Origin of the sequence: Flavobacterium adiutor (assembly GCF_048282555.1) — a bacterium.
In the GTDB taxonomy this organism is placed as follows: domain Bacteria; phylum Bacteroidota; class Bacteroidia; order Flavobacteriales; family Flavobacteriaceae; genus Flavobacterium.
This window is the reverse complement of record NZ_CP182487.1, coordinates 3,463,195-3,489,639: the sequence shown is the minus strand read 5'-3', so window position 1 is coordinate 3,489,639 and position 26,445 is coordinate 3,463,195. Positions and strand designations below refer to the sequence as shown.

General features: G+C 33.3%; 29 protein-coding genes. 12 read left to right on the top strand and 17 right to left on the bottom strand.

Annotation, left to right across the window (positions count from 1 at the left end):
- Positions 1-47 precede the first annotated feature (47 nt).
- From ACNC7R_RS14830 to murQ, 4 genes are all read right to left on the bottom strand, one after another.
- Positions 48-623, bottom strand: a complete 576-nt coding sequence (locus ACNC7R_RS14830; RefSeq protein ID WP_417941850.1) for a DUF1572 family protein — start codon at positions 621-623, stop codon at positions 48-50.
- 2 nt (positions 624-625) lie between these two features.
- Entirely contained in the window at positions 626-1,198 is a 573-nt protein-coding gene (locus tag ACNC7R_RS14825) for a pentapeptide repeat-containing protein (RefSeq protein WP_417941849.1), read from the bottom strand.
- Positions 1,199-1,250: 52 nt separating this feature from the next.
- Positions 1,251-1,472 (bottom strand): DUF6095 family protein, encoded by a 222-nt coding sequence (locus tag ACNC7R_RS14820; RefSeq protein ID WP_417941848.1) that lies wholly within the window; start codon positions 1,470-1,472, stop codon positions 1,251-1,253.
- A gap of 243 nt (positions 1,473-1,715) precedes the next feature.
- On the bottom strand, positions 1,716-2,528 hold the full coding sequence (murQ, locus tag ACNC7R_RS14815) for an N-acetylmuramic acid 6-phosphate etherase (RefSeq protein WP_417941847.1): 813 nt from the start codon (positions 2,526-2,528) through the stop codon (positions 1,716-1,718).
- A gap of 180 nt (positions 2,529-2,708) precedes the next feature.
- Here murQ and ACNC7R_RS14810 point away from each other — a divergent pair, with 180 nt between their 5' ends.
- Both ACNC7R_RS14810 and ACNC7R_RS14805 read left to right on the top strand, forming a co-directional pair.
- Positions 2,709-3,842 carry a helix-turn-helix domain-containing protein gene (locus ACNC7R_RS14810; protein WP_417941846.1) on the top strand — a complete coding sequence of 378 codons (1,134 nt, stop codon included), beginning with the start codon at positions 2,709-2,711 and terminating at the stop codon, positions 3,840-3,842.
- Positions 3,843-3,998: 156 nt separating this feature from the next.
- Positions 3,999-6,386: a TonB-dependent receptor domain-containing protein gene (locus ACNC7R_RS14805; protein ID WP_417941844.1), complete on the top strand. Its 2,388-nt coding sequence runs from the start codon at positions 3,999-4,001 to the stop codon at positions 6,384-6,386.
- Between the two features lie 191 nt (positions 6,387-6,577).
- Here the strand turns inward: ACNC7R_RS14805 and ACNC7R_RS14800 are convergent, their stop codons facing one another.
- On the bottom strand, positions 6,578-7,246 hold the full coding sequence (locus tag ACNC7R_RS14800) for a ZIP family metal transporter (RefSeq protein WP_417941843.1): 669 nt from the start codon (positions 7,244-7,246) through the stop codon (positions 6,578-6,580).
- A gap of 16 nt (positions 7,247-7,262) precedes the next feature.
- Positions 7,263-8,027 carry a class I SAM-dependent methyltransferase gene (locus ACNC7R_RS14795; RefSeq protein ID WP_417941841.1) on the bottom strand — a complete coding sequence of 255 codons (765 nt, stop codon included), beginning with the start codon at positions 8,025-8,027 and terminating at the stop codon, positions 7,263-7,265.
- Positions 8,028-8,158: 131 nt separating this feature from the next.
- Between ACNC7R_RS14795 and ACNC7R_RS14790 the strand changes: the two genes are divergently transcribed.
- From ACNC7R_RS14790 to ACNC7R_RS14780, 3 genes are read left to right on the top strand one after another with little or no spacing between them, the layout of a single operon-like run.
- Positions 8,159-9,322 carry a THUMP domain-containing class I SAM-dependent RNA methyltransferase gene (locus ACNC7R_RS14790; RefSeq protein WP_417941840.1) on the top strand — a complete coding sequence of 388 codons (1,164 nt, stop codon included), beginning with the start codon at positions 8,159-8,161 and terminating at the stop codon, positions 9,320-9,322.
- A gap of 26 nt (positions 9,323-9,348) precedes the next feature.
- Complete coding sequence (locus ACNC7R_RS14785) at positions 9,349-9,585, top strand: hypothetical protein (protein ID WP_243233134.1); 237 nt, start codon at positions 9,349-9,351, stop codon at positions 9,583-9,585.
- A 13-nt stretch (positions 9,586-9,598) separates the two neighbouring features.
- Positions 9,599-10,291 carry an aspartate/glutamate racemase family protein gene (locus ACNC7R_RS14780; protein WP_417941839.1) on the top strand — a complete coding sequence of 231 codons (693 nt, stop codon included), beginning with the start codon at positions 9,599-9,601 and terminating at the stop codon, positions 10,289-10,291.
- 68 nt (positions 10,292-10,359) lie between these two features.
- Here ACNC7R_RS14780 and ACNC7R_RS14775 read toward each other — a convergent pair whose 3' ends face one another.
- From ACNC7R_RS14775 to rlmD, 3 genes are read right to left on the bottom strand one after another with little or no spacing between them, the layout of a single operon-like run.
- The gene (locus tag ACNC7R_RS14775) at positions 10,360-11,169 is read right to left on the bottom strand and encodes a DUF6048 family protein (RefSeq protein WP_417941838.1); all 810 of its coding nucleotides are present in this window, start codon (positions 11,167-11,169) and stop codon (positions 10,360-10,362) included.
- A complete protein-coding gene (locus ACNC7R_RS14770) occupies positions 11,150-11,683 on the bottom strand; it encodes a DUF6452 family protein (RefSeq protein WP_417941837.1) in 534 nt (177 codons plus the stop codon). Before ACNC7R_RS14770 ends, ACNC7R_RS14775 begins: the two co-directional genes overlap by 20 nt.
- An 11-nt stretch (positions 11,684-11,694) precedes the next feature.
- Positions 11,695-13,107 (bottom strand): 23S rRNA (uracil(1939)-C(5))-methyltransferase RlmD, encoded by a 1,413-nt coding sequence (rlmD, locus tag ACNC7R_RS14765; RefSeq protein ID WP_417941836.1) that lies wholly within the window; start codon positions 13,105-13,107, stop codon positions 11,695-11,697.
- A gap of 157 nt (positions 13,108-13,264) precedes the next feature.
- Between rlmD and ACNC7R_RS14760 the strand changes: the two genes are divergently transcribed.
- Positions 13,265-14,317 carry a sensor histidine kinase gene (locus tag ACNC7R_RS14760; RefSeq protein WP_417941835.1) on the top strand — a complete coding sequence of 351 codons (1,053 nt, stop codon included), beginning with the start codon at positions 13,265-13,267 and terminating at the stop codon, positions 14,315-14,317.
- Here the strand turns inward: ACNC7R_RS14760 and ACNC7R_RS14755 are convergent, their stop codons facing one another.
- The 5 genes from ACNC7R_RS14755 to epsC all read right to left on the bottom strand — a co-directional run bounded on the left by ACNC7R_RS14755 (position 14,318) and on the right by epsC (position 18,157).
- Positions 14,318-14,758 carry a hypothetical protein gene (locus ACNC7R_RS14755; RefSeq protein WP_417941833.1) on the bottom strand — a complete coding sequence of 147 codons (441 nt, stop codon included), beginning with the start codon at positions 14,756-14,758 and terminating at the stop codon, positions 14,318-14,320.
- 67 nt (positions 14,759-14,825) lie between these two features.
- Positions 14,826-15,242: a hypothetical protein gene (locus ACNC7R_RS14750; protein ID WP_417941832.1), complete on the bottom strand. Its 417-nt coding sequence runs from the start codon at positions 15,240-15,242 to the stop codon at positions 14,826-14,828.
- A 138-nt stretch (positions 15,243-15,380) separates the two neighbouring features.
- Positions 15,381-16,367, bottom strand: a complete 987-nt coding sequence (locus tag ACNC7R_RS14745; RefSeq protein ID WP_417941831.1) for an aldo/keto reductase — start codon at positions 16,365-16,367, stop codon at positions 15,381-15,383.
- Positions 16,368-16,476: 109 nt separating this feature from the next.
- The gene (gene cysM, locus ACNC7R_RS14740; protein WP_417941829.1) at positions 16,477-17,364 is read right to left on the bottom strand and encodes a cysteine synthase CysM; all 888 of its coding nucleotides are present in this window, start codon (positions 17,362-17,364) and stop codon (positions 16,477-16,479) included.
- A 1-nt stretch (position 17,365) separates the two neighbouring features.
- Entirely contained in the window at positions 17,366-18,157 is a 792-nt protein-coding gene (gene epsC / locus ACNC7R_RS14735) for a serine O-acetyltransferase EpsC (RefSeq protein ID WP_417941828.1), read from the bottom strand.
- A gap of 190 nt (positions 18,158-18,347) precedes the next feature.
- On the opposite strand from epsC, the gene ACNC7R_RS14730 reads away from it, so the two are divergent.
- On the top strand, positions 18,348-19,049 hold the full coding sequence (locus tag ACNC7R_RS14730; RefSeq protein ID WP_417941827.1) for a DUF1003 domain-containing protein: 702 nt from the start codon (positions 18,348-18,350) through the stop codon (positions 19,047-19,049).
- A 14-nt stretch (positions 19,050-19,063) separates the two neighbouring features.
- On the opposite strand, the gene ACNC7R_RS14725 is transcribed toward ACNC7R_RS14730, so the two are convergent.
- Positions 19,064-19,330: a DUF2752 domain-containing protein gene (locus tag ACNC7R_RS14725; RefSeq protein ID WP_417943175.1), complete on the bottom strand. Its 267-nt coding sequence runs from the start codon at positions 19,328-19,330 to the stop codon at positions 19,064-19,066.
- A 123-nt stretch (positions 19,331-19,453) separates the two neighbouring features.
- Here ACNC7R_RS14725 and ACNC7R_RS14720 point away from each other — a divergent pair, with 123 nt between their 5' ends.
- Positions 19,454-19,639, top strand: coding sequence for a hypothetical protein (locus ACNC7R_RS14720; RefSeq protein WP_417941826.1), 186 nt, complete (start codon positions 19,454-19,456; stop codon positions 19,637-19,639).
- Complete coding sequence (locus ACNC7R_RS14715) at positions 19,629-20,180, top strand: Smr/MutS family protein (RefSeq protein ID WP_417941825.1); 552 nt, start codon at positions 19,629-19,631, stop codon at positions 20,178-20,180. The genes ACNC7R_RS14720 and ACNC7R_RS14715 overlap by 11 nt, the downstream gene beginning before the upstream one ends.
- Before the next feature lie 142 nt (positions 20,181-20,322).
- On the opposite strand, the gene ACNC7R_RS14710 is transcribed toward ACNC7R_RS14715, so the two are convergent.
- Positions 20,323-21,273, bottom strand: coding sequence for a hypothetical protein (locus tag ACNC7R_RS14710; protein ID WP_417941824.1), 951 nt, complete (start codon positions 21,271-21,273; stop codon positions 20,323-20,325).
- 87 nt (positions 21,274-21,360) lie between these two features.
- On the opposite strand from ACNC7R_RS14710, the gene ACNC7R_RS14705 reads away from it, so the two are divergent.
- On the top strand, positions 21,361-22,485 hold the full coding sequence (locus ACNC7R_RS14705; protein WP_417941822.1) for a cysteine desulfurase family protein: 1,125 nt from the start codon (positions 21,361-21,363) through the stop codon (positions 22,483-22,485).
- A gap of 7 nt (positions 22,486-22,492) precedes the next feature.
- Here ACNC7R_RS14705 and ACNC7R_RS14700 read toward each other — a convergent pair whose 3' ends face one another.
- Entirely contained in the window at positions 22,493-23,062 is a 570-nt protein-coding gene (locus ACNC7R_RS14700; RefSeq protein ID WP_417941820.1) for an L-threonylcarbamoyladenylate synthase, read from the bottom strand.
- Between the two features lie 269 nt (positions 23,063-23,331).
- On the opposite strand from ACNC7R_RS14700, the gene ACNC7R_RS14695 reads away from it, so the two are divergent.
- Positions 23,332-25,164, top strand: a complete 1,833-nt coding sequence (locus ACNC7R_RS14695) for an ABC transporter ATP-binding protein (protein ID WP_417941818.1) — start codon at positions 23,332-23,334, stop codon at positions 25,162-25,164.
- Between the two features lie 22 nt (positions 25,165-25,186).
- Positions 25,187-26,443, top strand: a complete 1,257-nt coding sequence (locus ACNC7R_RS14690) for a glycosyltransferase (protein WP_417941817.1) — start codon at positions 25,187-25,189, stop codon at positions 26,441-26,443.
- Positions 26,444-26,445: the final 2 nt, after the last annotated feature.

Sequence of the window (26,445 nt, the reverse complement as noted above, 5' to 3'; positions counted from 1 at the left end):
CAGGGCTAGGGCAGTCGTTTTCATCAGAAAATTAAAAGAGAGAAGAATTATTTCAGTCTGTTTAATTCATCATCGGTAAAGTTCTTTATTTCTTTTTCTTTGGCAAACTTTTCGGCATTGTAATTCCCGGATTTGTTTTTAGGAATCGATAAGCTGTTCCATGAGCTGTTTTTCAACTGTTTCGCATAAAAAACAATCTGCCCGATATGATACGGATAATGTGCCAATTGCCGATTAATAGCTTCAATAACCGTATGTCCTTCATTTCGAATATAAATGATATCAGAAAGCTGTTCGGGTTTCAAATTGTTTAAAGTATCAAAAAAGATATTCCACCCTTTACTCCAGATTTCCAGAACTTCTTCTTTTGACTGTAAATCATTTTCGAACTCGGCATCGCGATTGCGCCATTCTTTTTCACCGTCAGAAGTTAAAAAGTCTGTCCATCGTGACAGCATATTTCCTGAAATATGTTTTATTATAGTGGCGATGCTATTGGTGTCTTCGTTTAAAGCAATAAAAAGCTGTTGAGGTTCGAGCTGATCGATAGCTTTTTCACCAAGCATTTTATAATACAAAAACTGCTTTTTAACGCTTTCAAGATAAGATTCGTTCGTTTCCATCATTATACAATTTTAATGTCGTATTTATCTAAAAGTCCCACGATTCCCTGAGTAGAAAACTGTGCTTTTTTCATCGGGTTAAATTCGGGATCGATTTTATAATTGTAAGCTGTTCTAAAATCAACTGCAGCGAGTTGGGTTTCATTAAAAATGGCACCATCCAGATCACAATTATCAAAAACCGAACTGGTTAAATTGGTTCCTATAAAAGTAACTTCTCTTACAGAACAATTGATAAACTTTGTTTTCGGCATTTTTTTATTCGAAAAAATAGCGTAATCCAGAGTGCTTTCTTCAAAATAAACCTGAAATAAGAAGTCGTCACATTCGTTAAAGGCAATTCCTAAAAGTTTGCAGTTTCTAAAAGTCACATTCTTTAAACTCGTTCCGGCAAGGTTCGTCATCGACAAATTACAGTCGATAAACTCGCAGTCTAAAAAGGTATTGTAAGCGAAATTACTATTGGAAAAATCACAGTTTTTAAAAACACAATCCTCAAACTCTCGGTTGTTTATTTTTTTGTCAATATAAATGACTTTTTCAAATGTTTTCTGAATGTGAATTAGGCTTTCCATGTGATTGAATAAGAAATTAAGAGTTTGTTAGATTCGTCCTGGCAGCTAAATATTAGTCATTAAACAAACCTTTCATAATCGTTTTTAATCCGTAAAAAATCAAAAACATGGAGCTTAAACAAGCCACGATTCCAATTCCCAAAACCATATAATGCCAGTTGGTATGCTGATTCATAAATGCGTTATAAATCAAAGATGGACCAATAAACATCAACGGCAGTGCACCGGTTAAATATTTAATTCCTTTTCCTAATAATTGTTTATTTGTTGCCATTTTAATTTTTGTTTACTTCGTCTGTTCGTCTTTCGGCCTCGGGTCAGGTTTGAAAAACTTTCGAGTTTCAGTTTTTTTAGTTAAGTTTTGTTGCAATCTTGTCATTTCGAGGAACGAGAAATCACACGCGGGGATTACACAAAGATTGGATTCTCTTTGTGGAGCTACTAATGTGATTTCTCGTTCCTCGAAATGACAAACTTATGATATAAAAAAAAGCCATTTCACATTTCACAAAACTTCTTACTTCAAATAACTGTCAACAGCATTTCTAACACTGCCATATTTTTTTAATAATTCAGAAGCTTCTTCATACGAAACCGGAATTTCTCCCATAATCATTTTGACACCACGGTCAACCAGTTTGCTGTTGCTCAATTGCATATCGACCATTTTGTTGCCTTTTACTTTTCCAAGCTGAATCATCGATGCGGTTGAAATCATATTTAAAACCAGTTTCTGCGCAGTTCCGGCTTTCATTCTTGAACTTCCGGTTACAAATTCAGGTCCTACAACGACTACTACAGGGAATTTTGCTGTTAGTGCTAATGGACTTCTTTCATTACAGGTAATACAGCCGGTTGCAATATTATTTTCGTTACAGGTTTCCAACCCGCCAATAACATACGGGGTTGTTCCCGAAGCGGCAATTCCAATCACGATATCGTTTTGATTGATCTTATGTGCCTGCAGGTCAATCCAGGCTTGTGCTGCATTGTCTTCGGCATTTTCTACGGCACGACGAATAGCTGTGTCGCCGCCCGCGATGATTCCGTTTACTAAATCAGACGGGACACCAAAAGTAGGAGGACACTCAGAGGCATCTACAACTCCCAAACGTCCGGATGTTCCGGCCCCGATGTAAAAAATACGCCCGCCCAATTTTAAATTAGCAACAGTCTTTGTTACCAAAGCTTCAATTTGAGGTAACGCTTTTTCGACAGCATGAGGTACTGTTTTGTCTTCGTTATTAATATTAGTCAGCAGTTCCTGAACTGACATTTTCTCTAAATGTTCGTATTTTGAAGATTGTTCGGTTGTTTTTGTGAAGGTCATTTTTTGTCGAAATTGTGATCCTCCAAAATTAAACTTTTTTATCCCAAATCGGGAAAAATTAGAAGGCAAAGTCATTAAGAATTTAATCTTTTTTTTGAATGATTTTGTTTTAGGTCAAACCACTTCATAAACCTTGATTAAAGAACTAAAATGTTATATTTGTTACATAATAGAAGATAAATGGATCAATTAGTTTTACTAGAAGGCATTGCCAAAATTTCAGTTTTTGTTTCTTTATTAATGGCGTTTTTTCTGCTGACTGTTAAAACTGAAAACAAATTAGCGAACCGTTTATTTGCTTTCTTTTTTATTTTCTCTGCCATCGATCTCAGCGGATTTTTTACGTACCTATACAATGAAAATCACAGGAATTTAGAGATTTTCAGATCAACTTTCTGTTTGTTAGGAATGCCGTCGTTTTATCTTTATGTGCTTTCTGCCTGTTATTCGGATTTTAAATTACAGTGGAAACATTTAGCTCATCTGCTCCCTTTTATTATTACCAATTTACTTTTTATTCCCAGAATATACATCAGTATTCAGGAAGGAACTTTTACTGGTATACTAAATCAAATGTCTGAGATTTACTTTATCCAGATTTTGATTGAATTTCAGTATGCGTATTATATTGTGAGTGTCTTTTTGATTTTGAAGAAATACAAAGAAATCTATTTAGAAAATTATACAAATCCGGGGAGTTCGACATATAAATGGCTTTTTCAGATGACCTGCGTTTTTCTTGCTGCACATTCTGTTGTACTGTCAAAAAATATAATACGCTACAGCGGTTTTAGAGAAGTCTTTCTTTGGGCAAACGTGCTTGTCGGAACGATAGCATTATTTATAACCTGCTGGTTTATAATGAAAGCCTTAAAACATCCGGAACTTTTTAGAGGCATTAATTCTAAATTAAAGCTAATCAAACATATTATTCCTGAAGTTGAAGAAAAATCAGAATCTGTAATTTCACAAAACGATATAATTAGTGGTCAGATTTCAAATTTAAGACAATATATGACAGAGAAAGAACCTTTTCTTGACCCGTCGCTTACGATTCAGGAACTCGCCAATCAGATTAATATTCCGGTTCGGGATTTATCTGTTTTGATTAATCATCATATGGATCAGCATTTTTTTGATTTTGTGAATGAATATCGCATTCAAAAGGCCATGCATATTTTAAAAGACCAATCAAAAAGTCAGCTTACGGTTCTCGAAATATTGTACGAAGTAGGTTTTAATTCAAAATCTTCGTTTAATACCTCTTTCAAAAAATACACCAATTTAACGCCAACAGCTTACAGAAACGGTTGAAAATAAACGTTTTGTAAAAAGTCGTACTTCCTAATAAATAAAGTCGAACCAATTTCATATTTAGAAAATGGTTCGACTTTTTTTTGTCGGTCGCGTAGGGAGATTTTCTAAGGCACCTTTGCTTCAAATTCATCGAACAAGTTAAAATTAGAAACCATGAAAAAATTACATCTCCTTATCTTTTTAGTATTGCCTTTATTTTGTCTGGCTCAATCCGCATTAAAATTAAAGGGAAAAATAATAAGCGAAAAAGCTCCTTTAGAATGGGCAAACGTATCTGTCACAAATTCAGAAGGGAAAATCATTAACGGAACCACAAGTAAATCGGATGGTTCTTTTGAAATCATTCTTAAAAGCGGTTTGTATAAAATAGCAATCAGTCTTTTAGGATTTACTGATTATGAAAAAGAAATTTCATTAGAAAAAGATACTGAACTGAATACCATTATTCTAAAACAAACCGCTACAGATTTAGGAGAAATTGTTATTCAGTCCCGAAAAAATACAATTGAACAGAAGACAGATCGTCTTGTTTATAATTTTGAAAAGAATGTCACAACCGCCGGAAGTGATGCATTAAACGCCATTAATACCGCACCGGGAGTTGTCGTAAAAAACGATGCGATTACCCTATTAGGAAGAGGAACTTCACGTGTCATGATAGATGGAAGAATTATTGAATTAACCGGTGAAGAACTGAATAATTTTTTAAAATCAATTTCGGCAGCGGATATTAAAAACATTGAGATTATCAGTAATCCGCCAGCAAAATATGAAGCAGATGGTTTTGGCGGACTGATTAATATTGTTATGAAAAAAGGAGTCCGTGATTCCTGGAAAAACACAATGACGGCTTCATACGACCAAAATAAATATGAAATTTATACTTTGAGGGATAATTTCTTTTACAATAAAAACAAGTTTCGATTTTCGGCAAGTCTGAATGGAAAAACCGGTTATAAAAATGCTGATGAAAATTTGGAAATGTATTTTCCTGACGGACTTTCTAAAATGAGCAGTACGACAAAAGTAAAAAACGAAAACTTCTCTGGAAAACTGGCTTTGGATTATGATTTTTCTGAACACACAACAATTGGTTTTCAATTTATGAATGACAGAAACAATCCTGATTTTGGTTCAGATATCAGAATTGAAAAGTTTAATAACCAAAGTGAATTACAGAATGTGACACTGAATAAAAGCTTTACAGATAAAGGGTCAAAAAATCAAATATACAATGCACATTTAGTCACCAAATTAGATTCTTTGAACCGAAAATTGTCTTTTGATGTGGATTATTTCAATTACAACTCAAAATTTGACAGAGATTTTATCGCAAACAATTATACTCCGGAGATGGAATTTGTTGATGTAAATCAGGCGGGAAGAAATATTTCGAATCAGGATATTGACAACTGGAGTTTTAAGGCCGATATGGAACATCCGTTTCAGGCTGTAAATTTGTCTTATGGTGCAAAAATGAGTTTTACAAACAGCTTAAGTGACGTACTTTTTTACAATACTATTTCAGGAACGCCGGAATTAGATCCAAATCAGTCGAACCGTTTTAAATACAGGGAGAATAATCAGTCGATTTATATTAACGGAAATAAAAAACTAAATGAAAAATGGAACCTTCAATTGGGTTTAAGGCTTGAAAACACACAAACAACAGGATTTTCGGAAACGCTGAATCAGGAAACCGTAAATAATTATTCGAAGCTGTTTCCAACATTTTATGCTTCGTATAAGAAAGACGAAAACAATACTTTTAGCTTAAATTATGGAAAAAGAATCAACAGACCTCGTTTTGATTTACTGAATCCGTTTAAAGTTTACATTAATAGTAATAGCTATTCTGAAGGAAATCCTTTTTTGAAGCCTTCGTTTAGTGATAATTTTGAATGGTCACATTCTTATAAAGGGCTTTTGAGAACGAGCCTTTTTATGAATGTCATTACAAACGGTTATGGTGTTATTTTTACTTCGGTTCCGGAAACAAATACACAGATTGTAACTCGAGAGAACTATTTTAAAGGTGTAAATTATGGTCTGGGAGAAAGTTATTCAGCTAGTTTTGCAGATTGGTGGGAGAGTGAAAATACTTTATACTTTTTAGGTTCAAAAACAGAGTTTACAAAGCGTTTTAATGCCAAACCGTCAAACAGCCTGCAAATTGACTTTACTACAAACAATACATTTATTTTAGGAAAAACAACTAAACTTCAGATTGATTTTAATTACAGTACTCCATTTAGAAATGGTTTGTATGAAGTGGGGTATGTTTCGAGTTTTGATATTGGTTTCAAACAGGATTTATTGAATAAAACTTTACAGATTGCATTCCTGGCGAATGATATTTTTAATACTTCTTATTTAAAAGATTTCACTTCTGTTGTAAATGGCGTTAAACAGGTTTACAGTCAAAATGAAAGCAACCGATTTGTTCGTTTATCTTTGGTTTACAATTTTGGAAATAAGAAGATTAATGTGAAGGAACGTAATTTTGGAAATGAAGAAGAGAAGAAAAGAACTGGGAATTAATTGAAGAATTAGATAATTCGAAATGTAAATTGAAAAACTGAATTTGGAATTTCTTTTTTAGAATTTAACAGGTTGCGTGAGGGATAGGAGCAGACTACCGAAGTAGTGCGGATGAGCCCGACCAGATTTGCGAAAGGCGCAAATAAGCGGTTTGCGAAATAGCGCCTTTTGTAAATTTGGGCACGTCCAGATTATAAAAAGAATGCCAATAGGATTCCTAAGACAATCATCGAAACTTTGGCCACATTAAATTTGTGTCCTTCGCTGCTTTCGAAAATAATAGTTGATGAAATGTGAAATAATATTCCGATTACGATGGCTGTGATTTCGGTGTAATATTCTTTTAGAATGGGTAAGAATTCAGAAGCAACAGTTCCTAGCGGAGTCATTACAGCAAAGGTTAGCATGAAAGCGAAAATAGCTTTTTTTTTCAGGTCAGCATTGATTAAAAACGTTGTTAAAATAACAGCAATAGGCAAATGGTGAATCGCAATTCCGATAGACAGACCATGATGATGGCTTACCGGAAATCCTTCTAAAAAAGCATGAATACAAAGACTGATGAAAAGCAGCCAGGGAATCTGAGACATTTTTGCATGTCCGTGAACGTGCCCGTGTTCGGCTCCTTTTGAGAAAAATTCGAGAATAATCTGGAATAAAATTCCGAACATAATGAATAAACCAATATTATGATTATGTGCTTCGTAAACTTCAGGTAAAAGATGCATCACGGTTAGCGACAATAAAAATGAACCGCTAAAAGCAAGCAATAATTTAAGATTGGTCTTGTTTTTTGGTTTTATAAACAAAGCCACCGCATAACCTAAAAGTACAGAAAATAAGGGTAATAAATAGTTCATTTGCTGATTTACCAAATTATTTAAAAATCATGATTAATCGTTCGCTTTCGGTTTTATGGAATTTTTTGAGTTTGTAATCGCCAAAAATATCTAAAAGATAAATACCGGCTTCATCCATGAGATCCTGAAAATGCTGCAAGTTAAGTGCTTTTACTTTTTCTGTAAAATGGTATTTTTTGCCCTGATCTTCAAAATCAATTTCTTTAAAAATATGTCCGTCTTCAACATATCTTTTGATGTTGAAATCAATTCCGTCAACGGTTTTTACTTCTTCCGGAACTAAAGTTTCAATAACCTGATTTACATTCATGAAATCAATTACGGCAAAACCATATTCAGATAAACTTTCTTTGATTGCTTTTAGGGTGGTTAGATTATCAGCGTCATTTTCGAAATAACCAAAACTGGTAAACAAATTGAAAATAGCATCGAATTTTTCTTCAAAAGGTTCCCGCATGTCGTGTACTTTAAAATGCAGCGTTTCATTACTGTTTTTGCTGGCTTCGGCAATACTGTTTTCAGACAGATCAGCTCCTAAAACGTTAAAGCCTAACTGATTTAAATAAATTGAATGACGGCCTTTTCCACAGGCAAGATCCAGCACTTTTGCTTTTTCAGGCAGGTTCAGATAATGAGTAAGATTATCCATGAAAATCTGAGCTTCTCTGTAATTACGATCCTTATAAAGAATATGATAATACGGTGTATCAAACCATGATGTAAACCAGTTTTCGGTGTTACGGTCCTGATTAGGTGTTGATGGGTTAGGTGCTTCAGACATTTATTCTATTTCAATTAATTCAAAGTCCGGCAAATTTAGTGTATTTTTGCCGAAAAATAACTATTTCGTGACTATACCTGAATAATCAGATATGTGTATGCGATCGGAGTTTTTTTTAAACAAAAATAAAGATGGAAGAAAATTTTAGAATGATAGCCAAATGTTTTTTTGGTTTTGAAGAAATATTAGAAAAGGAATTGCGTGATCTTGGTGCCCAGGAAGTTGAAAAAGGGGTAAGGATGGTGAGCTTTAAGGGAGATAAGGGGTTTATGTACAAAGCCAATTTGTCACTTAGAACAGCGCTTAAGGTTTTAAAACCGATTTATTCATTCAGAGCCAATAACGAAAAGGCATTGTACAAAGGAATTTCGGGGATAAACTGGTCGAAATTGCTGAATGCCAATCAGACTTTTGTAATTGATGCTACAGTTCATTCTACTTATTTTAATCATTCTGAGTTTGTTTCCCAAAAATGTAAAGATGCCATTGTAGATCAGTTTAGAGAAAGAACAGGACAGCGTCCAAGTATTGATAAACAGCATCCAGATTTACGAATTAATGTCCATATCGATAAAGATCAGGTTTCGGTAGCTTTGGATACTTCAGGAAATTCACTGCATCAGCGTGGCTACAGAACGGCTACGAATATAGCGCCTATCAATGAAGTTCTGGCTGCAGGGATTCTTTTGTTGTCAGGCTGGAATGGGCAAAGTCATTTTTTAGATCCAATGTGCGGTTCTGGAACCTTTTTGGCTGAAGCAGCTATGATTGCCTGCAATATTCCGGCAAACATCAATAGAAAAGAATTTGCCTTTGAAAAATGGAAAGACTGGGACAATGATTTGTTTGATAGAATCGTTGACAGCCTGATGAAAAAAACAACAGAATTTCATTATACAATTAAAGGTTTTGATAAAGCACCAAGTGCAGTGAACAAGGCCAAAGACAACATCAGAAATGCAAATCTTGAAGATTATGTAACGATTTCTGAAGACAACTTTTTTGATACTGAAAAAGCAGTGGAAGGAAAACTGCATATTGTATTCAATCCGCCTTATGATGAGCGTCTGGATATTCAGATGGAAAGATTTTATGCTAATATCGGCGATACTTTAAAGAAAAATTATCCGGGTACAAATGCCTGGTTTATTACAGCAAATCTTGAAGCCTTGAAATTTGTTGGACTAAAGCCTTCCAGAAAAATCAAGCTCTTTAACGGAAGTCTCGAAGCCCGTCTGGTCAAATACGAAATGTACGAAGGAAGTAAGAGAACAAAGTTTCAGGTTTCTGAGTAGTAAAAAATAGATAAAATTTCAAAAAAATGACAAAACTACAAATTAGAGCTTTTTTATATCAATTAGGATGTTTCGCAATTTTATTTATTCTGGGAAGATTTATAATCGCAGAATACTCAGGACTAACCGGAATCTGGATTCCTATGACTGCTTTTATTGTGGCAACTTTGATCGCTCCGCAATTTAAGGCGCTAAAAACCAAAGACGGCGAAAAACTTTTTATGAAATGGATTTTCATAAAAGGAATTAAGGAAATTGGATAGTTAGAAATTATTTATGAAAGTAATTGGTCTTATAGGTGGCATTAGTTGGGTTTCGACAGCAGATTATTATAAACTTATAAATGAAGGAATAAATCAAAAAATGGGCGGACTTAACTTTTCCGAATGCATGATTTATTCTTTCAATTATGCAGAGATAAAAAAAAATAACGAAGCCAATGACTGGGATGCGACTTTTAAATTACTTTTAAAAGGATGCGAATTTTTAAAAGCAGGAGGAGCAGAAGCTATTGTTTTATGTGCTAATACGATGCATTTTATTGCTGACCGGTTAGAGGATGCTATTGATTTGCCTATTATTCATATTGCAACTGTAACTGCTGTAGAAATTAAGAAAAAAGAAATAAAAAAAGTTGGCTTATTGGGAACGAAGTTTACAATGGTGCTTGATTTCTTTAAAGATAAACTGGCAGCAAACGAAATAGAAGCCATCATTCCGAAAAGTCAGGAAGACAAAGACTTTATTCATAATACAATTTTTGATGAATTAGGAAGAGGTCTTGTCAGTGCAGAAACAAAAAGACGCTATTTAGAAATAGCGAATCAATTAATAAAGGATGGCGCAGAAGGGATTATTTTAGGTTGTACAGAAATTCCACTGGTAATTAAGCCCGAAGATGTTTCTGTTCCGGTTTTTGATACTGCAATGATTCATTCAAACGCGGCAGTAGAATTTCAACTATCTTAAATCAAATAAAAAAAGCCATAAATTAATTAGTTAATTTGTGGCTTTGATTTGATTTTTTAAAAAAGTAATTATTTTTTCTTAGGGGCTTTTTTTTCTGCTCCCGGAATTATTACTTGCTTTTTATAAAGAGGAATAAAATAGGAAACGGTATAATTGAATCCAACTCCGAAACTTCCATCATAAGTTCTGTTAAATCCAGGAATATAAAGGTTTTCAAAATCCTCAGGTTCTTTATTAGCTAAGAGCAATTTCAACTGTACTCCGAATCCCACAAAAACGTTATTAAAAACCTTAGCTTTCATTCCAAGAGCAACTTCGGCCCAGGCAGCTGTTAAGCCAGTGTATTTTTTACCATCAGTAATCACTGGTGTTTCTCCCCAATATTGATCAGGATTATAAATTTTATAGCTGTTTAGTTCCTGACTAAATGTACTAAAACCTCCTCGTAAACCTATTGTTATCAGATTTTCCATATCCAGCCAGTTATTATACAAATTGTAGTCAAAACCTCCTTTTATGTAAGTTCCTGTTGCTGTTGAATTTAATCGGTCGTCATCAGTAGTTTTGTCTTCTATTCCCAGTTCAGCGGCTATATAATATTTTTTAGTAAGGCGAAAATCCCCCACAAACTCTACTCCTTTATAGTCTTTGTCGTAAAAACCTCTGGTAAGTTTATACAAGTCAACACCAACACGTAAGCCGTACCTGTCTTTTTTTACAGGAACACTATCTGTTGCGTTTTTTGCAGCAGCTGGAACTGTTTTAGGTTTAGGTTTTGTTGCGCTTATTTCTTTTTTAATCGTATCAGTAACTATTTCCTGAGCCTGACCAAGAAATACTATAAAGAATAAACAAATACTAAAAAAATATTTTGACATGTGTTTCGTTTTCTAATTCGACATTAGGATTAAATAAACTAATGTTACTTATCCAATAGTTAATTGCATCTTCATCTCCTGCTCGTTCGATTGAAGTTAAAGTGTAGATCGTTTTAAAACCGCAGGCTCTGGAGACATACACATTTTTCCTTGAATAGTTAAATGTCAGCATATCTGTATTGCTTAAACCAGGATTTGCAGTGCTAAAATTAGATATAAAACTGTAAGTGACAGCATCTTTTGTAGGATCTAATGGAATTAAAACCTGATTTGCGCTAGTCGTATATTTTAAATCGTCAGTTGTAGCGGTTTCGTTAAAAACAATCCCGTTTGCTACATTATTTCCCTGTACTTTCAGGCGAGTGACATTTTTTTCGACTGCTGGCCGGTCGGCATAGAAAAAAGAGATCAACATTCTTGGTGTTGTGGGTGTATTTGCATCACAAATATCATCTTTTTCACAACTGGATAATCCAAATGTTAAGACCAATAGAAAATACAATATTTTTTTCATTTATAATTTTGTTATCGAAGTTCTAAAAGTACTACATTTTCAACATGATGTGTCTGCGGAAACATGTCTACCGGACGAACGCGTGTTACTTTGTATTTTTCATCCATTAAAGCCAGATCCCTTGCCTGGGTGGCAGAATTACAGCTTACATAAACTATTTTTTTTGGCGAAATTCTTAAAATTTGCTCAATAACGTCCTTATGCATCCCATCTCTTGGAGGATCTGTAATGATAACATCTGGTTTTCCATGCTGCGCAATAAAAGTTTCATTAAAAACAACTTTCATGTCTCCAACAAAAAACTCACAATTTGTAATATTATTGCGTTCAGCATTTGCTTTTGCATCTAAAATCGCTTCCGGTACACTTTCTACGCCAATTACTTTTTTTGCTTTTTTGGATACAAATTGTGCAATAGTTCCCGTTCCTGTGTATAAATCATAAACAGTTTCGTTGCCTGAAAGTCCTGCAAAATCCCTTGTTATTTTGTATAGTTCGTATGCCTGATCTGAATTGGTCTGGTAAAATGATTTAGCATTTATACTGAACTTTAATCCTTCCATTTCTTCCAGAATATAATCTCTTCCTTTATAAAGCTTTATATCCTGATCGTAAATAGTATCATTTTGTTTTGAATTGACCACGTATTGCAAAGAAGTAATTTGTGGAAATTTTTCGTATAGATGATTCAGAAGTAATTCACGTGAGGTTTGATCATTTTCGAAAAACTGAATTAAAACCATAATTTCGCCTGTCGAAGCAGTTCGAATCATGAGAGTCCTCAATAAACCTGAATGTTCTCTTGGATTAAAGAATGTTAAATTGTTTTCGTTTGCAAATGCCCTGATTTCGTTCCGTATTGCATTTGAAGGATCTTCCTGTAGATGACATTTGGTGATATTCAGAATTTTGTCCCACATTTTAGGGATATGAAAACCTAAAGCATTTCTATTTCCTAAATCTTCAGTACTTTCTATCTCTTTTTCGGTTAGCCAGCGGCTATTTGAAAAAGAAAACTCCATTTTGTTTCTGTAAAAAAACTGTTTCTCAGAACCTAAAATATCTTCAAATTCAGGTAAGGCAATTTTTCCTATTCTTTGCAGATGATTTTTTACTTCGTTTTGTTTAAAATACAACTGCTGGCTATAGCTCATATTTTGCCACTTACATCCACCACAAACACCAAAATGTTCGCAAACCGGATCTACACGGTGTTCTGATAATTCATGAAATTTAACGGCTTTTCCTTCGTAATAAGCTTTTCTTTTTTTAAATGTCTGCACATCAACTACATCGCCCGGAACTACATTCGGTATGAAGATTACTTTTCCGTCTGGAGCTTTTGCAACTGATACGCCTTTTGCGCCAGCATCAAGAACTTGTATTTGATGAAAGACGACTTTATCTGTATTTTTTCTTCCCATAGCGCAAAAATAAGGGTTTGTAAACTTTTATAAATTTAATTTTCAAAATATTTTATCAAATTCTAGAATTTACATCTTTAAATCAGCTTTTAAAGCTAACTTTGTTATATCAAATGCTTCGATAACCCCAATTAAGTCTAAGTAATTGTTATTTCGTATGAAGTTATATCATAATCTTTCCAAAATTGGCTTTTTAAAAAAAAGTTATGCATTCAAATTTTTGTTTGTTGCTTTTATAGGTATGCATATTCCTTTAATCGGAATTTTGTTTTTTGTTTTATATTTCGACAAATTGATTCCGGCGACATCAGTTTTGATTTTTTTATTAATTATGACTTTGCTTGCAACTGCAGTTACGCTTTTAATTTTAAATAAGCTTATTAAACCAATAGTTGTCGCTTCAAAATCATTGGATGACTACAGAAATAAAAGGAAATTATCAGTTTTACCTACCGAATATGATGATGAAGCCGGTCTGCTAATGAGCAATATTCAGGAATCTATTTTTGAAGCGGAAAGTTTTATAAATGAAAAGCAGGATTTGATTTATATGCTTTCACATGACTTGAAAAACTTTGCAGGAAACCCTCATGGACTTGCGAAACTTATTATAGAAGAAAAGCCATCCGAGTCAATAAAGGATCTGGCTGAGTTGATTTGTGAATCAACAAATCTGCAATTCAGGTATATAGAAAATTTTATCAATTTGCTGGCAGAACAGGATCGGGTGCCGAAAGTAAATCCCGAACCCAGAAAAATATCTTTTCCGGATGTATTGTACTTTGTCAACGAACAGGTAGAACAGCGTCTTATAGATAAGAATATTAGTTTAAATGTAAGTATAGAAACTGAAGAAACTAAACTTAAAATTGATGAGGGATTATTAATTCAGGTTTTGGTAAATTTAATTAGTAATGCTGTTAAGTTCTCTTATTTTGACAGCGAAATTAAATTAAGAATTTTTACAGAAGGCGGTTGTCTGATTATAACAGTTTCTGATACCGGAATAGGTTTTAGTCAGCATCAGATTGAAGAGATGTTCAAGAAATTTACGAAAATGAGCCGACTAGGAACCGCCAATGAATCTTCAACAGGAATTGGTTTATATCTGTGTAAAAAAATCATTGAAAGAAATAAAGGAAAACTAACTGCTTCCAGTGAAGGAACAAATAAAGGAGCTGAGTTTAAAATTGTATTTGATAAGGGTTGATTATTTCCTTTTCATTAATTCATAATTGACAATTGTAAAAAAATAAAAACACAAATCAGCTGAAATTTTCCCAAAAATAATTCCGAAGAAATAATTCCCAAAAAGTATTGGCATCCAGTACATGCAAAAAGGGCGAATTATCAAAAAATCCAGAAACGCAGGGTAACCAAATTCTAAAATAAGATTTTTTACAAGCCTGAAGATTTCATAAGAAGAAGTTTTTTTGTTTGAAAGGCTGTTTTGTTTGTAAAGCTTTTTATAGGTAGAACATAAAATCACACTATAAAAAGCCAGATATTCAGCAAATGTAATCAGGTAAGCTGTTGTTAATCCGCTATAGATTTTGCTTAAAAGTGAAGTGGCAAGTGCGGCACTCGTACTGGATAATTCGGCATACTTATACCGGTCAAACCACTCTTTGAAATTTGATTTTGTAAGCATTTTAATTTTTTCATGTAAAAATCGAAGGTAGTAAAACTAAATATGAACTTTTACGAATCTTAAAATATTAAAATGTAGTTTTTGATGCTGAAGGGTTTTGATAGCTTAATCTTGGTTTTCCATCCAGACATTCTACTCCGGAAGGTCTTATCGTAATGTCGCAATTAGATATAATTCCCCACTTTTTGTTATAATTGCTTTGTGATTCAGTGTATTCTTTTATTTTTGCTAAAAACGCATCAATATCAATTTTTTTAGAATATACAATATAGCCAGCATCGCCGCCGCAAGCTTTAGAGCCAATTGGGGCAAAATCCCATTCTTGAGAATTTGTACAAGGCTGAGAGTTCGATAAAGAAAGAGAAACAATCTCATTGTACATTGCTTCTAATTTTTGGGTATTTTCTTTTTGGATTTCTTCTTCACTACTGCAGGAAGCAGTTACAAAGCAAACAATAAATACAAAAATGCTTAATTTTTTCATGGTTAATGATTTTAGAGTAGTTTATTGATAAGATGCTCTGATTATAAAAGGGTTGCGCATTAATAAAAAAGTTTCTAAGATTCTGCTTTAAAATCTTAGAAACTTATGTGATATAATGTCACAGTTTTTTTAAAAGAGTTACCACAACTGGTGTACAGAAGGTTTTATATATTCTTCATAAATTTTATTCATTGCCTCAATTTTTTCAGGAGATAATTTGGGTAAATCATAAACGGATAAATTGGATAATACATGGCTTTCTTTAGAGGCTCCAGGAATAATGCAGCTTACATCTTTAAAACTCAAAATCCACTGTAAAGCATAGGGAGCCAAATTTGTAGCTTCAGGAAATAACGCTTTTAATTTCTCAACGGCTTTTAGTCCTAATTCATAATCAATACCCGAAAAAGTTTCTCCTTTGTCGAAAGCATCTCCGTTTCTATTGAAATTTCTGTGATCCTGCGGTTCAAAAGTTGTTTTTGTATCAAATTTACCTGTTAAAAGTCCACTTGCCAAAGGAACCCTTGCAATGATCCCGATGTCTTTTTTTCTAGCTTCAGAAAAGAATAATTGTGATGGGCGCTGACGAAATAAGTTAAAAATAATCTGTACAGTGGTAACGTTTGAGTATTCGATTGCTTTTAAGGCTTCTTCTACTTTTTCTACGCTAACGCCAAGATTTAAAATTTTCCCCTGCTCTTTAAGACGATCAAATAGTTCAAAAATTTCAGGGCGATAGAAAACCTCAGTAGGAGGGCAGTGTAACTGAATTAAATCTATTGTTTCTAAACCTAGTCTTTTTAAGCTGTCTTCAATGTATTTTTGAAGCACTTTGGGTTGATATCCCTCGTTGACATGCGGATTAATATGGCGCCCGCATTTTGTAGCCACATAAATACGCTCAGATCTTGAACGTATAACTCTTCCAACAGCAATTTCACTTAAGCCATTTTCATAAACATCTGCTGTATCAATAAAGTTAACACCATTATCGATGGCTGTATTTAAAAGCTCATCTGCAGTTTTGTTTTCAAAAGCGGATCCCCATTTTCCCCCAACCTGCCAGGTGCCAAGTGAGATTTCGGATATATTAAAATTGGTTTTGCCTAATTTGCGATAGTTCATTTTGTGTATTTTAAGGTTCTAATTTGCCAAGATGCTGAAGTGCTAAGATTTGTAAGCTCAATAAAAAAACTTAGATTCTTAGTAGCTCAGAACCTTAGATACTTTGTTTTTAATCAAATAAATCAGAAGACAAATAGCGATCACCGCGATCACAGATAATGGCTACTATAACACCAGATTCTAATTGTTCTGCAATTTTAAGGGCTACAGCTACAGAGCCTCCACTGCTCATTCCGGCAAAAACACCTTCTTCTAATGCTAATCTTTTCGTCATTTTTCTTGCTTCTTCTTCACTTACATCCACAACAGTATCTACTTTCGAAGCGTCAAAAATCTTCGGTAAATATTCCTGTGGCCATTTGCGTATTCCCGGAATTTGTGATCCGTCGCTGGGCTGGGCACCAATAATCTGAATGTTTGGATTTTTTTCTTTCAGATAAGATGAGGTTCCAATGATAGTTCCTGTTGTTCCCATAGCTGACACAAAATGGGTTACGGTTCCTTCAGTATCTTCCCATATTTCAGGGCCGGTAGTTTTATAATGTGCCTTCCAGTTATCATCATTCGCAAACTGATTTAACATCACATAACCGCCACCGGCTACTTTTTTGTCGGCATAGTCACGTGATCCAATAATTCCTTCACTGGCAGGTGTTAAAATAACCGTTGCGCCATAAGCGCGCATAGTTTGTGTTCGTTCTTTTGTAGAATCTTCAGGAAGAACTAATTCTATTTCAACCTGAAATAATTGAGCAATCATTGCCAGTGCAATTCCGGTATTTCCGCTTGTTGCTTCAATTAGTTTATCTCCTTTTTTGATGTCACCTCTTTCTAAAGCTGATGCAATCATGTTGTAAGCAGCTCTGTCTTTTACGCTTCCACCGGGATTATTCCCTTCGAGTTTTAATAAAAGTTTTACATTTTTATTTTTGACCAGATTAACAGTTTCCATCAAAGGGGTATTGCCAATCAGGTTGATTAATTTCTGTGGTTTCATTCTATTTTTTTTCTTTTATTTTAACTTCGGTTGTAGTCGTATTCAGGACAATAGAATCTGCCGGGATAGATTTGGTAACCCAGGCATTTCCTCCCACAATACTATTTTTGCCAATAATAGTTTCGCCACCTAAAATGGTAGCATTTGCATAAATGCAAACGTTTTTCTCGACAGTTGGATGACGTTTTGCATTTTTCATGTCCTTGCTTACACTTAATGCACCTAAAGTAACTCCCTGATAAATTTTTACATATTTTTCGATTACGGTTGTTTCACCAATAACGATTCCGGTAGCGTGATCTATAAAAAACGGCGAAGCAATATTTGCCCCCGCATGAATGTCTGTTCCGGTTATACGGTGGGCGTATTCGCTCATCAGTCTTGAGAATAATAATAAATCGAGTTTGTATAATTCGTGGCTTAACCTGTAAATAGCAATCGCATAAAATCCCGGATAGCCTAAGTAAACTTCATCGATACTATTTGAAGCGGGATCATTTTCCAGAATATATTCAGCATCCTGGTTTAGTTTTTCTAAAACATTTGGTAGTTTTTCCAGAAAAAGGTCCCACATCGAGTCGCATAATTTTTCGGGTTTTTTACAAGCTAAAACGGCGATTTCTTTGAAGCGAAATTCAAGTTCGTCAATACTTTCATCTAAAGCTGCATTTGAATCAAAAAGGGTGTAAAAAAGCTTTTCAGTAAACTCCTCTGTTTTAGTTTTAATGCCGTAATTTATGTTTGAATGGCTTTTTAAAGCTTTGATATTTTGTATGATAAGATCTCTTGACACAATTGTAAAATTGAATGGATAATTTGAAAGGTTAAAAGTAAGGTGTTTTTTGTAAATAAAGGCATGAATTTTCTAAAGAAATTTTCTATTGAGTATTCGATTTGTGATAAATAAAAGAAATTTTGAGGGCATAAATTTATAAGAATGTTAAGAAGTTTAATGTTTAAATTAGCCATAAAAACATAGTAAAATGAAAAATAATTCTACTTTTAAAAGTGCTATTTCCAATCTTTCATTCCCTGTATCAGAAAAAGTTTCAGGTAAATCGATACATGATCCGCTCTTAGGTCTTATTGTTAAAGATCATCCTTCGTTTTGTGATAGTGATTTTATCTCTTTTCAGGAATTAAATAACTATCGGCAGAAATACATTTCGGATTATTTAAGTAGTGAAATCGGTGCGCTTTCCAATCTTGAAAAAAGTGTTATTTCTTCTTTAAATGAAGATAAATCCATTGTGAATATTGTAGAAGATGAAAATGAAACAAGAAGCTTTGGTCAAAAAATAGCCGATAAGGTAGCAGACTTTGGCGGAAGCTGGACATTTATTATTTCTTTTTTGCTTTTCATTGTCATTTGGATTAGTTCTAATGTTTATATTTTAATGAACAAAGGCTTCGATCCCTACCCATTTATTTTACTGAATTTAATTTTGTCATGCATTGCAGCTTTGCAGGCACCTGTCATTATGATGAGCCAGAATCGTCAGGAAGAAAAAGACCGCACCCGTGCCAAAAAAGATTATATGATAAACCTTAAATCAGAACTTGAAATCAGAATGATTCATGATAAAATCGATCATTTGATAATGCATCAGCAACAAGAGCTAATTGAAATCCAAAAAGTACAAATCGAGATGATGAATGATATTTTGAATCAAATTAAAAAGTAATTTTAAGAAAATAATTAAAGATAAAAATGCTTGTAGTAATATCCGGCAATCATAAAAATGCCATTTATAATTCCGGAAATCCAAAGTAACTTGTTGTAATTTTTGGCTTTGTTTAAAAAATGTAAAGCTACAAAACTTAAAAAAATAAGCGTTGTGTAGATTGCCGGATACATCTTAAATGATGCTAAAAAGTCACCCCGAAAAAGTAAGAACAGGGCGCGTTGAAATCCACAGCCCAAACATTCGATTCCGAACAGGGTTTTGCTAAAACAAGGCAGCATATATTTTTCTAAATCCAAAGTTTTATTTTTTACAATTTTACAAAAAAAGCAGATAAGATTTAAATACGATAGAAGTACTATTTTAAAGTTTCTTATTTTTGAACTCTTATATATTAAAAAAACATGAAAACTTTTAAAATTCTAATAATGGTTCTGGCAATTTCGGTTGCATTATATCAGCAGGTTTCTGAAGATAAAAATACCTATGTAACCGTAATTGCAATTGCCGTTTTTATGTTTGGCATGATGCAGTTAAGTGCAAAAATACCCAGTAAAAATCAAGAAAAAGAAGAAGAAGATGCTGATTAAAGGAGATAAAGTTTCTGTTCTGGACGAAGCTATTAACGGAACGGTAGTTTCCGTTAAAAATCAAGAAGTTTTAATTGAAACTGAAGATGGATTTATGATGACGTTTTTTGTCAATGAATTAATTAAGATTCAGGATTCCAGTAATTTAATGAACTCCATAAAAAGAGTTGATTTAGAATCTGTTTCAAAACAAAAAGAAGAGCCAAAACCACGAAGTTTTGTGAAAGAAAAGAAAGATAAGCGTGAGGTTTCGGCTCCGGAATTTGACTTGCATATTGAAAAACTAGTGCCAAATAAACGCGGGATGTCAAATTATGATATCCTGACTTTGCAAACTGAAACAGCAAAGAGACACATTGAATTTGCAATTAAAAACCGTATCCCCAAGATTGTTTTTATACATGGCGTTGGTGAAGGGATACTAAAAGCCGAGCTTGATTTTTTATTAGGCCGCTATGATGGAGTTGATTTTCAGGATGCCAACTATCAAAAATATGGTCTTGGTGCAACTGAGGTTTACTTTAGGCAAAACAATAAATAGTTTTTTTTAGGCTAGAACAGCTTTCCAAGTGCATAAAAAACATCCCTTTCATTCTAATTGTCTTTCGGAATTAGTTTAGAAAAGGATGTTTTTTTGTAAGAATTAAATAAAAAAAAATCTTTGATTTGGTTTCAAATAACCGTTATGGTGTAGTAATTTCGCCGAAAACAAAGGTACTTGCGAGTTTAAATTTAAGACCTCCACTATTCATAAGTTCGACGTTCTTTAATGTAATAATATGTTTGTAAGTTGTGTTGTCAAGTTTAGTGGTTTCAACTTCAATGGTACCATTAATTACAGCATTCCATGTTTCGTCTATTTCCGGTGTTGTAGGTCTTGGTGTCTTACAAAAATAATCAGTTGGTATATCGCTAGTTTTATAAGTATTGAAAACAATTTTGTTTTGAGTCGCTGTTATGGTGCTTTTTCTAGGTTCTAAAGTTTCTGAATTTTGGATTAATGACTCATCTAAATCATAAATAATCATAGACATATTAGCATTATTATAATTATATATTTTTGTTAGATCACACTTTTCAGCCTTAGTATTAAGGGATACAGTAGGAGAGGTATAAGTTGTTGTCTTCAGGGTGCCAAAAGAAAATGACCTCGGATCAACTTGTACTCCTCCAACTATATCGTAGCTAATATTGTTCATGTATATTAAATGATTGAAACCGATAATTTTTGTACTTCCATCGGTAGTTGATTCAGATATATCCGGAGTGGTTGTAATGGTTATTGTTCCGCCTTTAGCTTTAGAATCTCGTATGATGTTTGGTGAAGAGGGTCTTATGGCATCACAAATATTAGCACTACTAATAACGCCGTCAAAAGTTCTGTAAACAAGCTGGGGAAGTCCATCTTCACTGATAGTGATTGTTTTTTCTCCTACTACATTATCAAGCGTGCCTTCTTCCAATTGTAATATAAAAGCTTCTTGTGTTTTTAACTTATAAATCAGTTCATTGGTTTCTGTATCACAACTTTGAGGGGTTACTTCATCAAAATCAATTATTTCAGGTGTTAAATCTCCGTCATCGCAACCGTTAAGCATAATGGCGAAAAGTAACAGGCAGGCATATTTTTTCATCTTAATTTTTATTTGGTTCAAAAATAGTGAAAAATTTCGCAAATGATATTTAAGAATTGACAATTGATATTTCATAACTTTGCAGCAATGAAAAAAGTATACCTCGATAACGCTTCTACCACTGCCATACGACCTGAAGTTGTTCAGGAAATGACAAAAATCATGATGAATGATTTTGGAAACCCATCATCGACTCACAGTTTTGGCAGAAATGCAAAAACAATTATTGAGCTTTCCAGAAAAAACATTGCGAAATATCTCAATTGTTCGGCTCAGGAAATAATTTTTACGTCAGGTGGTACCGAGGGAAATAACTGGATTCTACGTTCAGCTGTAGAAGATCTGAAAGTGCAGCGGATTATTACCTCTAAAATTGAGCATCACGCAGTTTTATATACCGTTTTGGCTTTGCAGTCAGATTATGATATTGAGATTGATTATGTTGCTATAAATCCTGATGGCAGTATCGATTTAACGCATTTGTCTAATTTATTATCGGAAGAAAAAAAGACAATGGTAAGTTTGATGCATGTAAATAATGAAACAGGAGCTATTTTAGATATGGATAGAGTAAGTGTTATCTGTAAGCAGTATAATGCCCTTTTTCATTCTGATACCGTTCAGTCTGTTGGAAAAACTGAAATTGATTTACAAAAAAGCACTGTGGATTTTATCCTAGCCAGTGCTCATAAATTTCATGGACCAAAAGGAGTTGGCTTTGCTTTTGTGCGAAAAAATTCAGGGCTGCAGCCTTTGCTTTTTGGCGGGGAACAGGAAAAAGGATTACGTGCAGGAACCGAAGCCGTACACCAGATTGCAGGAATGGCAAAAGCTTTGGCTATTTCATATCAGAACCTGAAAACCGAAAGGGAATATATATTGGGTTTAAAAAAGTATTTGATAAATCAGCTTGAAATTTATTTTCCGAATTTTAGAATCGTAGGTAAAAGAGAAGATTTTTATAATATAATAAATATTGTTTTACCCTTTTCTGAAGATAAAACTTCTATGTTGTTGTTTAGTCTGGATATGAAAGGAATTGCAGTTTCAAGAGGAAGCGCATGTCAGTCCGGAAGTATAAAGCCTTCACATGTTTTAAAAGAAATACTTTCGGAGACCGATTTGAAATTACCTAATCTCCGAATTTCTTTCAGTCATTATAATACTAAAGAAGATATTGAGTTGCTGATAGAGAGCCTCAAAACAATATAGTTGTCAATTACTTGCGTATTATTTTTACCTGAGAATCATTTGTTAATTTAATGATTGTTGAAGGTTTTCCGCCAACTTTATCACGATACAAATCCACGACATAATCAACTCCTTTTATAATTTCAGGATTAATATCTTTGAAAGCTAATGGGGTTGGCTGTCCTGAAATATTAGCAGAGGTAGAGACCAATGGTTTTTTCATTCTCTCTAATAATTTAAAACAAAAAGGTTGTTTTACAAGTCGTATTGCTAAAGAGTTATCTGAAGCGATGATGTTAGAAGCTACATTTCGCGGTTCGTCTAAAATTAAAGTGGTTGGTTTTTCAGATAAATCAAGAATTTGCCAGGCTACTTCAGGGATGTTTTTAAAAACATTGTACATCATTTTTTCGCCATTCATTAATACAATCATGCTTTGTGTTTCTGCACGTTGTTTAAGTTTGTATATTTTAGCAACTGCTTCGGGATTTGTGGCATCACAGCCAATTCCCCAAACGGTATCTGTTGGATAAAGAATGATACCTCCCTCTTTTATGATTTCAAAAGCTTTATGTACTTCTTCGTTTAGATTTTCCATTTTATAAATACAAGTAACAAATTTATAGTTGCAAAGTAACAAAAAATATTTCTGGAAATCTCCATAAATTGGATAGCTTGTGCTTGTACGGATCATTAAAAATAGAATTCATTTTGATTAAGAATCAGGGAATTTAGAAGTTGAAAATCATTGGGGTTTAGAGGAGATTCGGTACTACTTTTCTGGTTTTAAAACTATTTTAATTTTATCTTTGCAGAAAAAAATATTGGCCTTAAAAATTAAATTAGCCTTCAATTCAAAATAATTAAATGAAAAATTTTAAACGCTTTTTAAAGTATTTAATACCTCACAAGAAAAACTTAATAATCAGTATCATCTTTAATATCTTATATGCACTTTTTTCTGCTATTTCGATGCTTTCGCTTTTCCCGTTAATGAAAGTATTGTTTTCGGATGGTGAAAAAATACATGTTAAACCCGTATATGAAGGCCTTAAAAGTATTGATAAACGATATTTGGAAGACTCCTTAAATTATTTTATAACTCATAATACTGAAGTAAATGGAGCTTTGGATACCTTGATATGGATGGTAATATTTGTTTTGACTACTTTTTTGCTCAAGAACCTTTTCAACTTCATTTCCATTGTTTACATGACTTATTTGAATAACGGAATTTTGAAAGATTTACGGAATGATGTTTATCAGAAAGTAATTAGTTTACCTGTTTCTTTTTTTTCAAATGAAAGAAAGGGTGATTTAATTTCAAGAATGACCTCGGATATCAATACAATAAAAAGTGCTTTTTTAAGTATTCTGATGATGGTTAGTGAACCATTGACTATTGTATTTACTCTGATATCGATGGTCTTTATAAGTTGGAAATTAACCATATTCGTATTTCTTTTTCTTCCGCTTTCAGGGATTTTAATATCCAGAATGAGTAAATCTATTAAAAGTCAGTCTGGTGATATTTTCTCTCTGGAGGGACATCTTTTGTCAGATATTGAAGAAACTTTAGGCGGTATAAAAGTGATTAAAAATTTTACTTCTGAGAATTTTTTTATACGACGTTATTTGAATTCAACAGAGTTTATTAATAATCTAAACAATAAAATAGGGGTTAGAATGAGTCTGGCCGGCCCTATGAGTGAGTTTTTAGGGATTTTCGTAATTTCTATTTTATTGGTTTATGGAGGGTCTTTAGTGTTGATTGACGGATCGATGAGCGGTAGTGCCTTTATCGCATATATGGGCCTGGCTTATCAAATATTGACACCTGCTAAGGCTATAACCAAAGCCAATCAGGCTTTAATGGGAGGAAATGCAGCTTATGAAAGGGTTGCTTTTATTTTAGACGCAACCAATCCGCTAAAAGACAATCTTGATGCTATAGAGATTACCGAATTTAAGCATGAAATTAAATTTACGAATGTTTGGTTTAAATACGATTCGGAATATGTTTTAAAAGATTTTAATCTAACGGTTCCAAAAGGCAAAAGAGTCGCGCTGGTAGGAGAATCCGGAAGTGGAAAATCAACATTGGCAAACTTAGTGACAAGGTTATATGATGTCTCAGAAGGAAGTATCACTTTTGATGGTGTTAACATAAAGGATGTTACTGCAGATTCATTAAGGAAACAAATGGGAATTGTTGCTCAGGACTCTATTTTGTTTAATGATACTATTGCTAATAATATTTCGTTAAGTATAGATAATCCTGACATAGAAGCTGTCATGAATGCTGCTAAAGTGGCTAATGCCCATAATTTTATTTCAGAATTTCCAGAACAGTACAATAGCCCTGTTGGTGATGGAGGTGGAATGCTGTCTGGCGGTCAGCGTCAGCGTGTTGCTATTGCAAGGGCGGTAATGAAAAATCCACCTATTATGATTTTAGATGAGGCTACATCAGCACTAGATACAGAATCAGAACAATTAGTGCAAATTGGTCTGGAAAACATGATGGAAAACAGAACTTCAATTGTAATTGCACACCGTTTATCTACAATTCAAAATGCTGATTTAATTGTGGTAATGAGTAAAGGCAGGATTGTAGAGCAAGGTACTCATGAGCAACTGCTCAATATGAATGGAGTGTATGCCAATTTAGTGAGCCTGCAGTCTTTAGAGGTGAATTAAAGTTTTAATATTAAAAAAAAGAATGAATAATTTAAATGTTGGTGTTAATGTTATTGGTTATACTGATGGTGAGTTTGGTTTAGGCGAAGCTGTACGATTAAATCTAAAAGCAATGGATGCTGCAGGACTTCCTTATGCCAAAATTGATTATCTAAAATTAAAAAACGGAAATCTTACTGAAGATGCTTTTAAGTATAATATTAACCTGATACAATTATCGTTATATGATGTTTCTGTTTTTTTTGCAGGACTTAAAACGAATTCTTTTCTAAATAGATATAATATTTTATTTCTGGTTTGGGAATCAGAATATGTCCCTGATGAAATACAAAAAACACTTGATTTATTTAATGAAATATGGACACCTTCCGGTTATTGCAGCGAAATTTTTAAAAAATATTTCTTAGGACCAATTATGACAGTTCCTCATCCTGTAGAAGTTGAACTGCTTCCTTTAGTAAATACCGGCTTTCTAAACAAATACGATGATAAAAAATATAGCTTTTTATTCATTTTTAATTTTGGAAGTTCTATAATAAGAAAAAATACGTTGTTCTTAATTCAGTCATTTATTAAAGCATTTCCTTTCGAAACAGATGTTGAATTAATTATAAAATGTTCTAATGCAAAAAAATATCCTAATGATTATGCCTTAGTGATGAATGAAATTGGAAGCAGGTCTAATATAAAAATTGTAGATATTAATTTGGAAAAGAACGAATTAAATCACTTTATAAACCAATGTGATTGTTATGTTTCCTTACATCATTCAGAAGGCTTTGGACTGACTCTTGCTGAAGCTATGTGCATGGGCAAACCAACAATTGCAACTAATTATTCAGGAAATTTAGAATTCATGAATGGCAACAACAGTTTTCTCGTAGATTATGTAATTAATTCTATAGAGAACCCTGATGTTAATTTTTGTGAAAATACCATCTGGGCAGATCCTTTGCTGGAGGATAGTGTCGAGAAAATGAGATTAGTTTATAATAATAGGGATTTAGCAAACGAAAAAGCTAAAAAAGCTCAAATCGACACACAAAATAAATTATCTTATAAGAGTATTGGTTATAAAATTCGTGATAGAGCGGAATCTGTTAAACGAAATTTTAAAAATCCAAATGATAATCAATTGCTTTTGATTACTTATAAAGGTAGAGTAACAGAATTAGAAACAGAATTAAAAAAAATCAAAAAAAGTAAAATTATTAACTGTGTATTGGGAGTAAAACAGGCATTGAGGACAATAAAATCAAAATATAAAACTAAGATGTAATT

Excerpts from the sequence above, each read along its gene's own strand:
- ACNC7R_RS14820 (WP_417941848.1), bottom strand. The coding sequence starts at position 1,472 with ATGGCAACAAATAAACAATTATTAGGAAAAGGAATTAAATATTTAACC.
- ACNC7R_RS14790 (WP_417941840.1), top strand. The coding sequence starts at position 8,159 with ATGGAAGAAAATTTTAGAATGATAGCCAAATGTTTTTTTGGTTTTGAA.
- ACNC7R_RS14705 (WP_417941822.1), top strand. The coding sequence starts at position 21,361 with ATGAAAAAAGTATACCTCGATAACGCTTCTACCACTGCCATACGACCT.
- ACNC7R_RS14755 (WP_417941833.1), bottom strand. The coding sequence starts at position 14,758 with ATGCTTACAAAATCAAATTTCAAAGAGTGGTTTGACCGGTATAAGTAT.
- cysM (WP_417941829.1), bottom strand. The coding sequence starts at position 17,364 with ATGAAACCACAGAAATTAATCAACCTGATTGGCAATACCCCTTTGATG.
- rlmD (WP_417941836.1), bottom strand. The coding sequence starts at position 13,107 with ATGGGAAGAAAAAATACAGATAAAGTCGTCTTTCATCAAATACAAGTT.
- ACNC7R_RS14810 (WP_417941846.1), top strand. The coding sequence starts at position 2,709 with ATGGATCAATTAGTTTTACTAGAAGGCATTGCCAAAATTTCAGTTTTT.
- ACNC7R_RS14760 (WP_417941835.1), top strand. The coding sequence starts at position 13,265 with ATGAAGTTATATCATAATCTTTCCAAAATTGGCTTTTTAAAAAAAAGT.
- ACNC7R_RS14750 (WP_417941832.1), bottom strand. The coding sequence starts at position 15,242 with ATGAAAAAATTAAGCATTTTTGTATTTATTGTTTGCTTTGTAACTGCT.
- ACNC7R_RS14800 (WP_417941843.1), bottom strand. The coding sequence starts at position 7,246 with ATGAACTATTTATTACCCTTATTTTCTGTACTTTTAGGTTATGCGGTG.
- ACNC7R_RS14785 (WP_243233134.1), top strand. The coding sequence starts at position 9,349 with ATGACAAAACTACAAATTAGAGCTTTTTTATATCAATTAGGATGTTTC.
- ACNC7R_RS14700 (WP_417941820.1), bottom strand. The coding sequence starts at position 23,062 with ATGGAAAATCTAAACGAAGAAGTACATAAAGCTTTTGAAATCATAAAA.
- ACNC7R_RS14770 (WP_417941837.1), bottom strand. The coding sequence starts at position 11,683 with ATGAAAAAAATATTGTATTTTCTATTGGTCTTAACATTTGGATTATCC.
- ACNC7R_RS14780 (WP_417941839.1), top strand. The coding sequence starts at position 9,599 with ATGAAAGTAATTGGTCTTATAGGTGGCATTAGTTGGGTTTCGACAGCA.
- ACNC7R_RS14720 (WP_417941826.1), top strand. The coding sequence starts at position 19,454 with ATGAAAACTTTTAAAATTCTAATAATGGTTCTGGCAATTTCGGTTGCA.
- ACNC7R_RS14830 (WP_417941850.1), bottom strand. The coding sequence starts at position 623 with ATGGAAACGAACGAATCTTATCTTGAAAGCGTTAAAAAGCAGTTTTTG.
- murQ (WP_417941847.1), bottom strand. The coding sequence starts at position 2,528 with ATGACCTTCACAAAAACAACCGAACAATCTTCAAAATACGAACATTTA.
- ACNC7R_RS14745 (WP_417941831.1), bottom strand. The coding sequence starts at position 16,367 with ATGAACTATCGCAAATTAGGCAAAACCAATTTTAATATATCCGAAATC.
- ACNC7R_RS14725 (WP_417943175.1), bottom strand. The coding sequence starts at position 19,330 with ATGCTGCCTTGTTTTAGCAAAACCCTGTTCGGAATCGAATGTTTGGGC.
- ACNC7R_RS14795 (WP_417941841.1), bottom strand. The coding sequence starts at position 8,027 with ATGTCTGAAGCACCTAACCCATCAACACCTAATCAGGACCGTAACACC.
- ACNC7R_RS14695 (WP_417941818.1), top strand. The coding sequence starts at position 23,332 with ATGAAAAATTTTAAACGCTTTTTAAAGTATTTAATACCTCACAAGAAA.
- ACNC7R_RS14710 (WP_417941824.1), bottom strand. The coding sequence starts at position 21,273 with ATGAAAAAATATGCCTGCCTGTTACTTTTCGCCATTATGCTTAACGGT.
- ACNC7R_RS14715 (WP_417941825.1), top strand. The coding sequence starts at position 19,629 with ATGCTGATTAAAGGAGATAAAGTTTCTGTTCTGGACGAAGCTATTAAC.
- ACNC7R_RS14690 (WP_417941817.1), top strand. The coding sequence starts at position 25,187 with ATGAATAATTTAAATGTTGGTGTTAATGTTATTGGTTATACTGATGGT.
- ACNC7R_RS14805 (WP_417941844.1), top strand. The coding sequence starts at position 3,999 with ATGAAAAAATTACATCTCCTTATCTTTTTAGTATTGCCTTTATTTTGT.
- ACNC7R_RS14775 (WP_417941838.1), bottom strand. The coding sequence starts at position 11,169 with ATGTCAAAATATTTTTTTAGTATTTGTTTATTCTTTATAGTATTTCTT.
- ACNC7R_RS14825 (WP_417941849.1), bottom strand. The coding sequence starts at position 1,198 with ATGGAAAGCCTAATTCACATTCAGAAAACATTTGAAAAAGTCATTTAT.
- ACNC7R_RS14730 (WP_417941827.1), top strand. The coding sequence starts at position 18,348 with ATGAAAAATAATTCTACTTTTAAAAGTGCTATTTCCAATCTTTCATTC.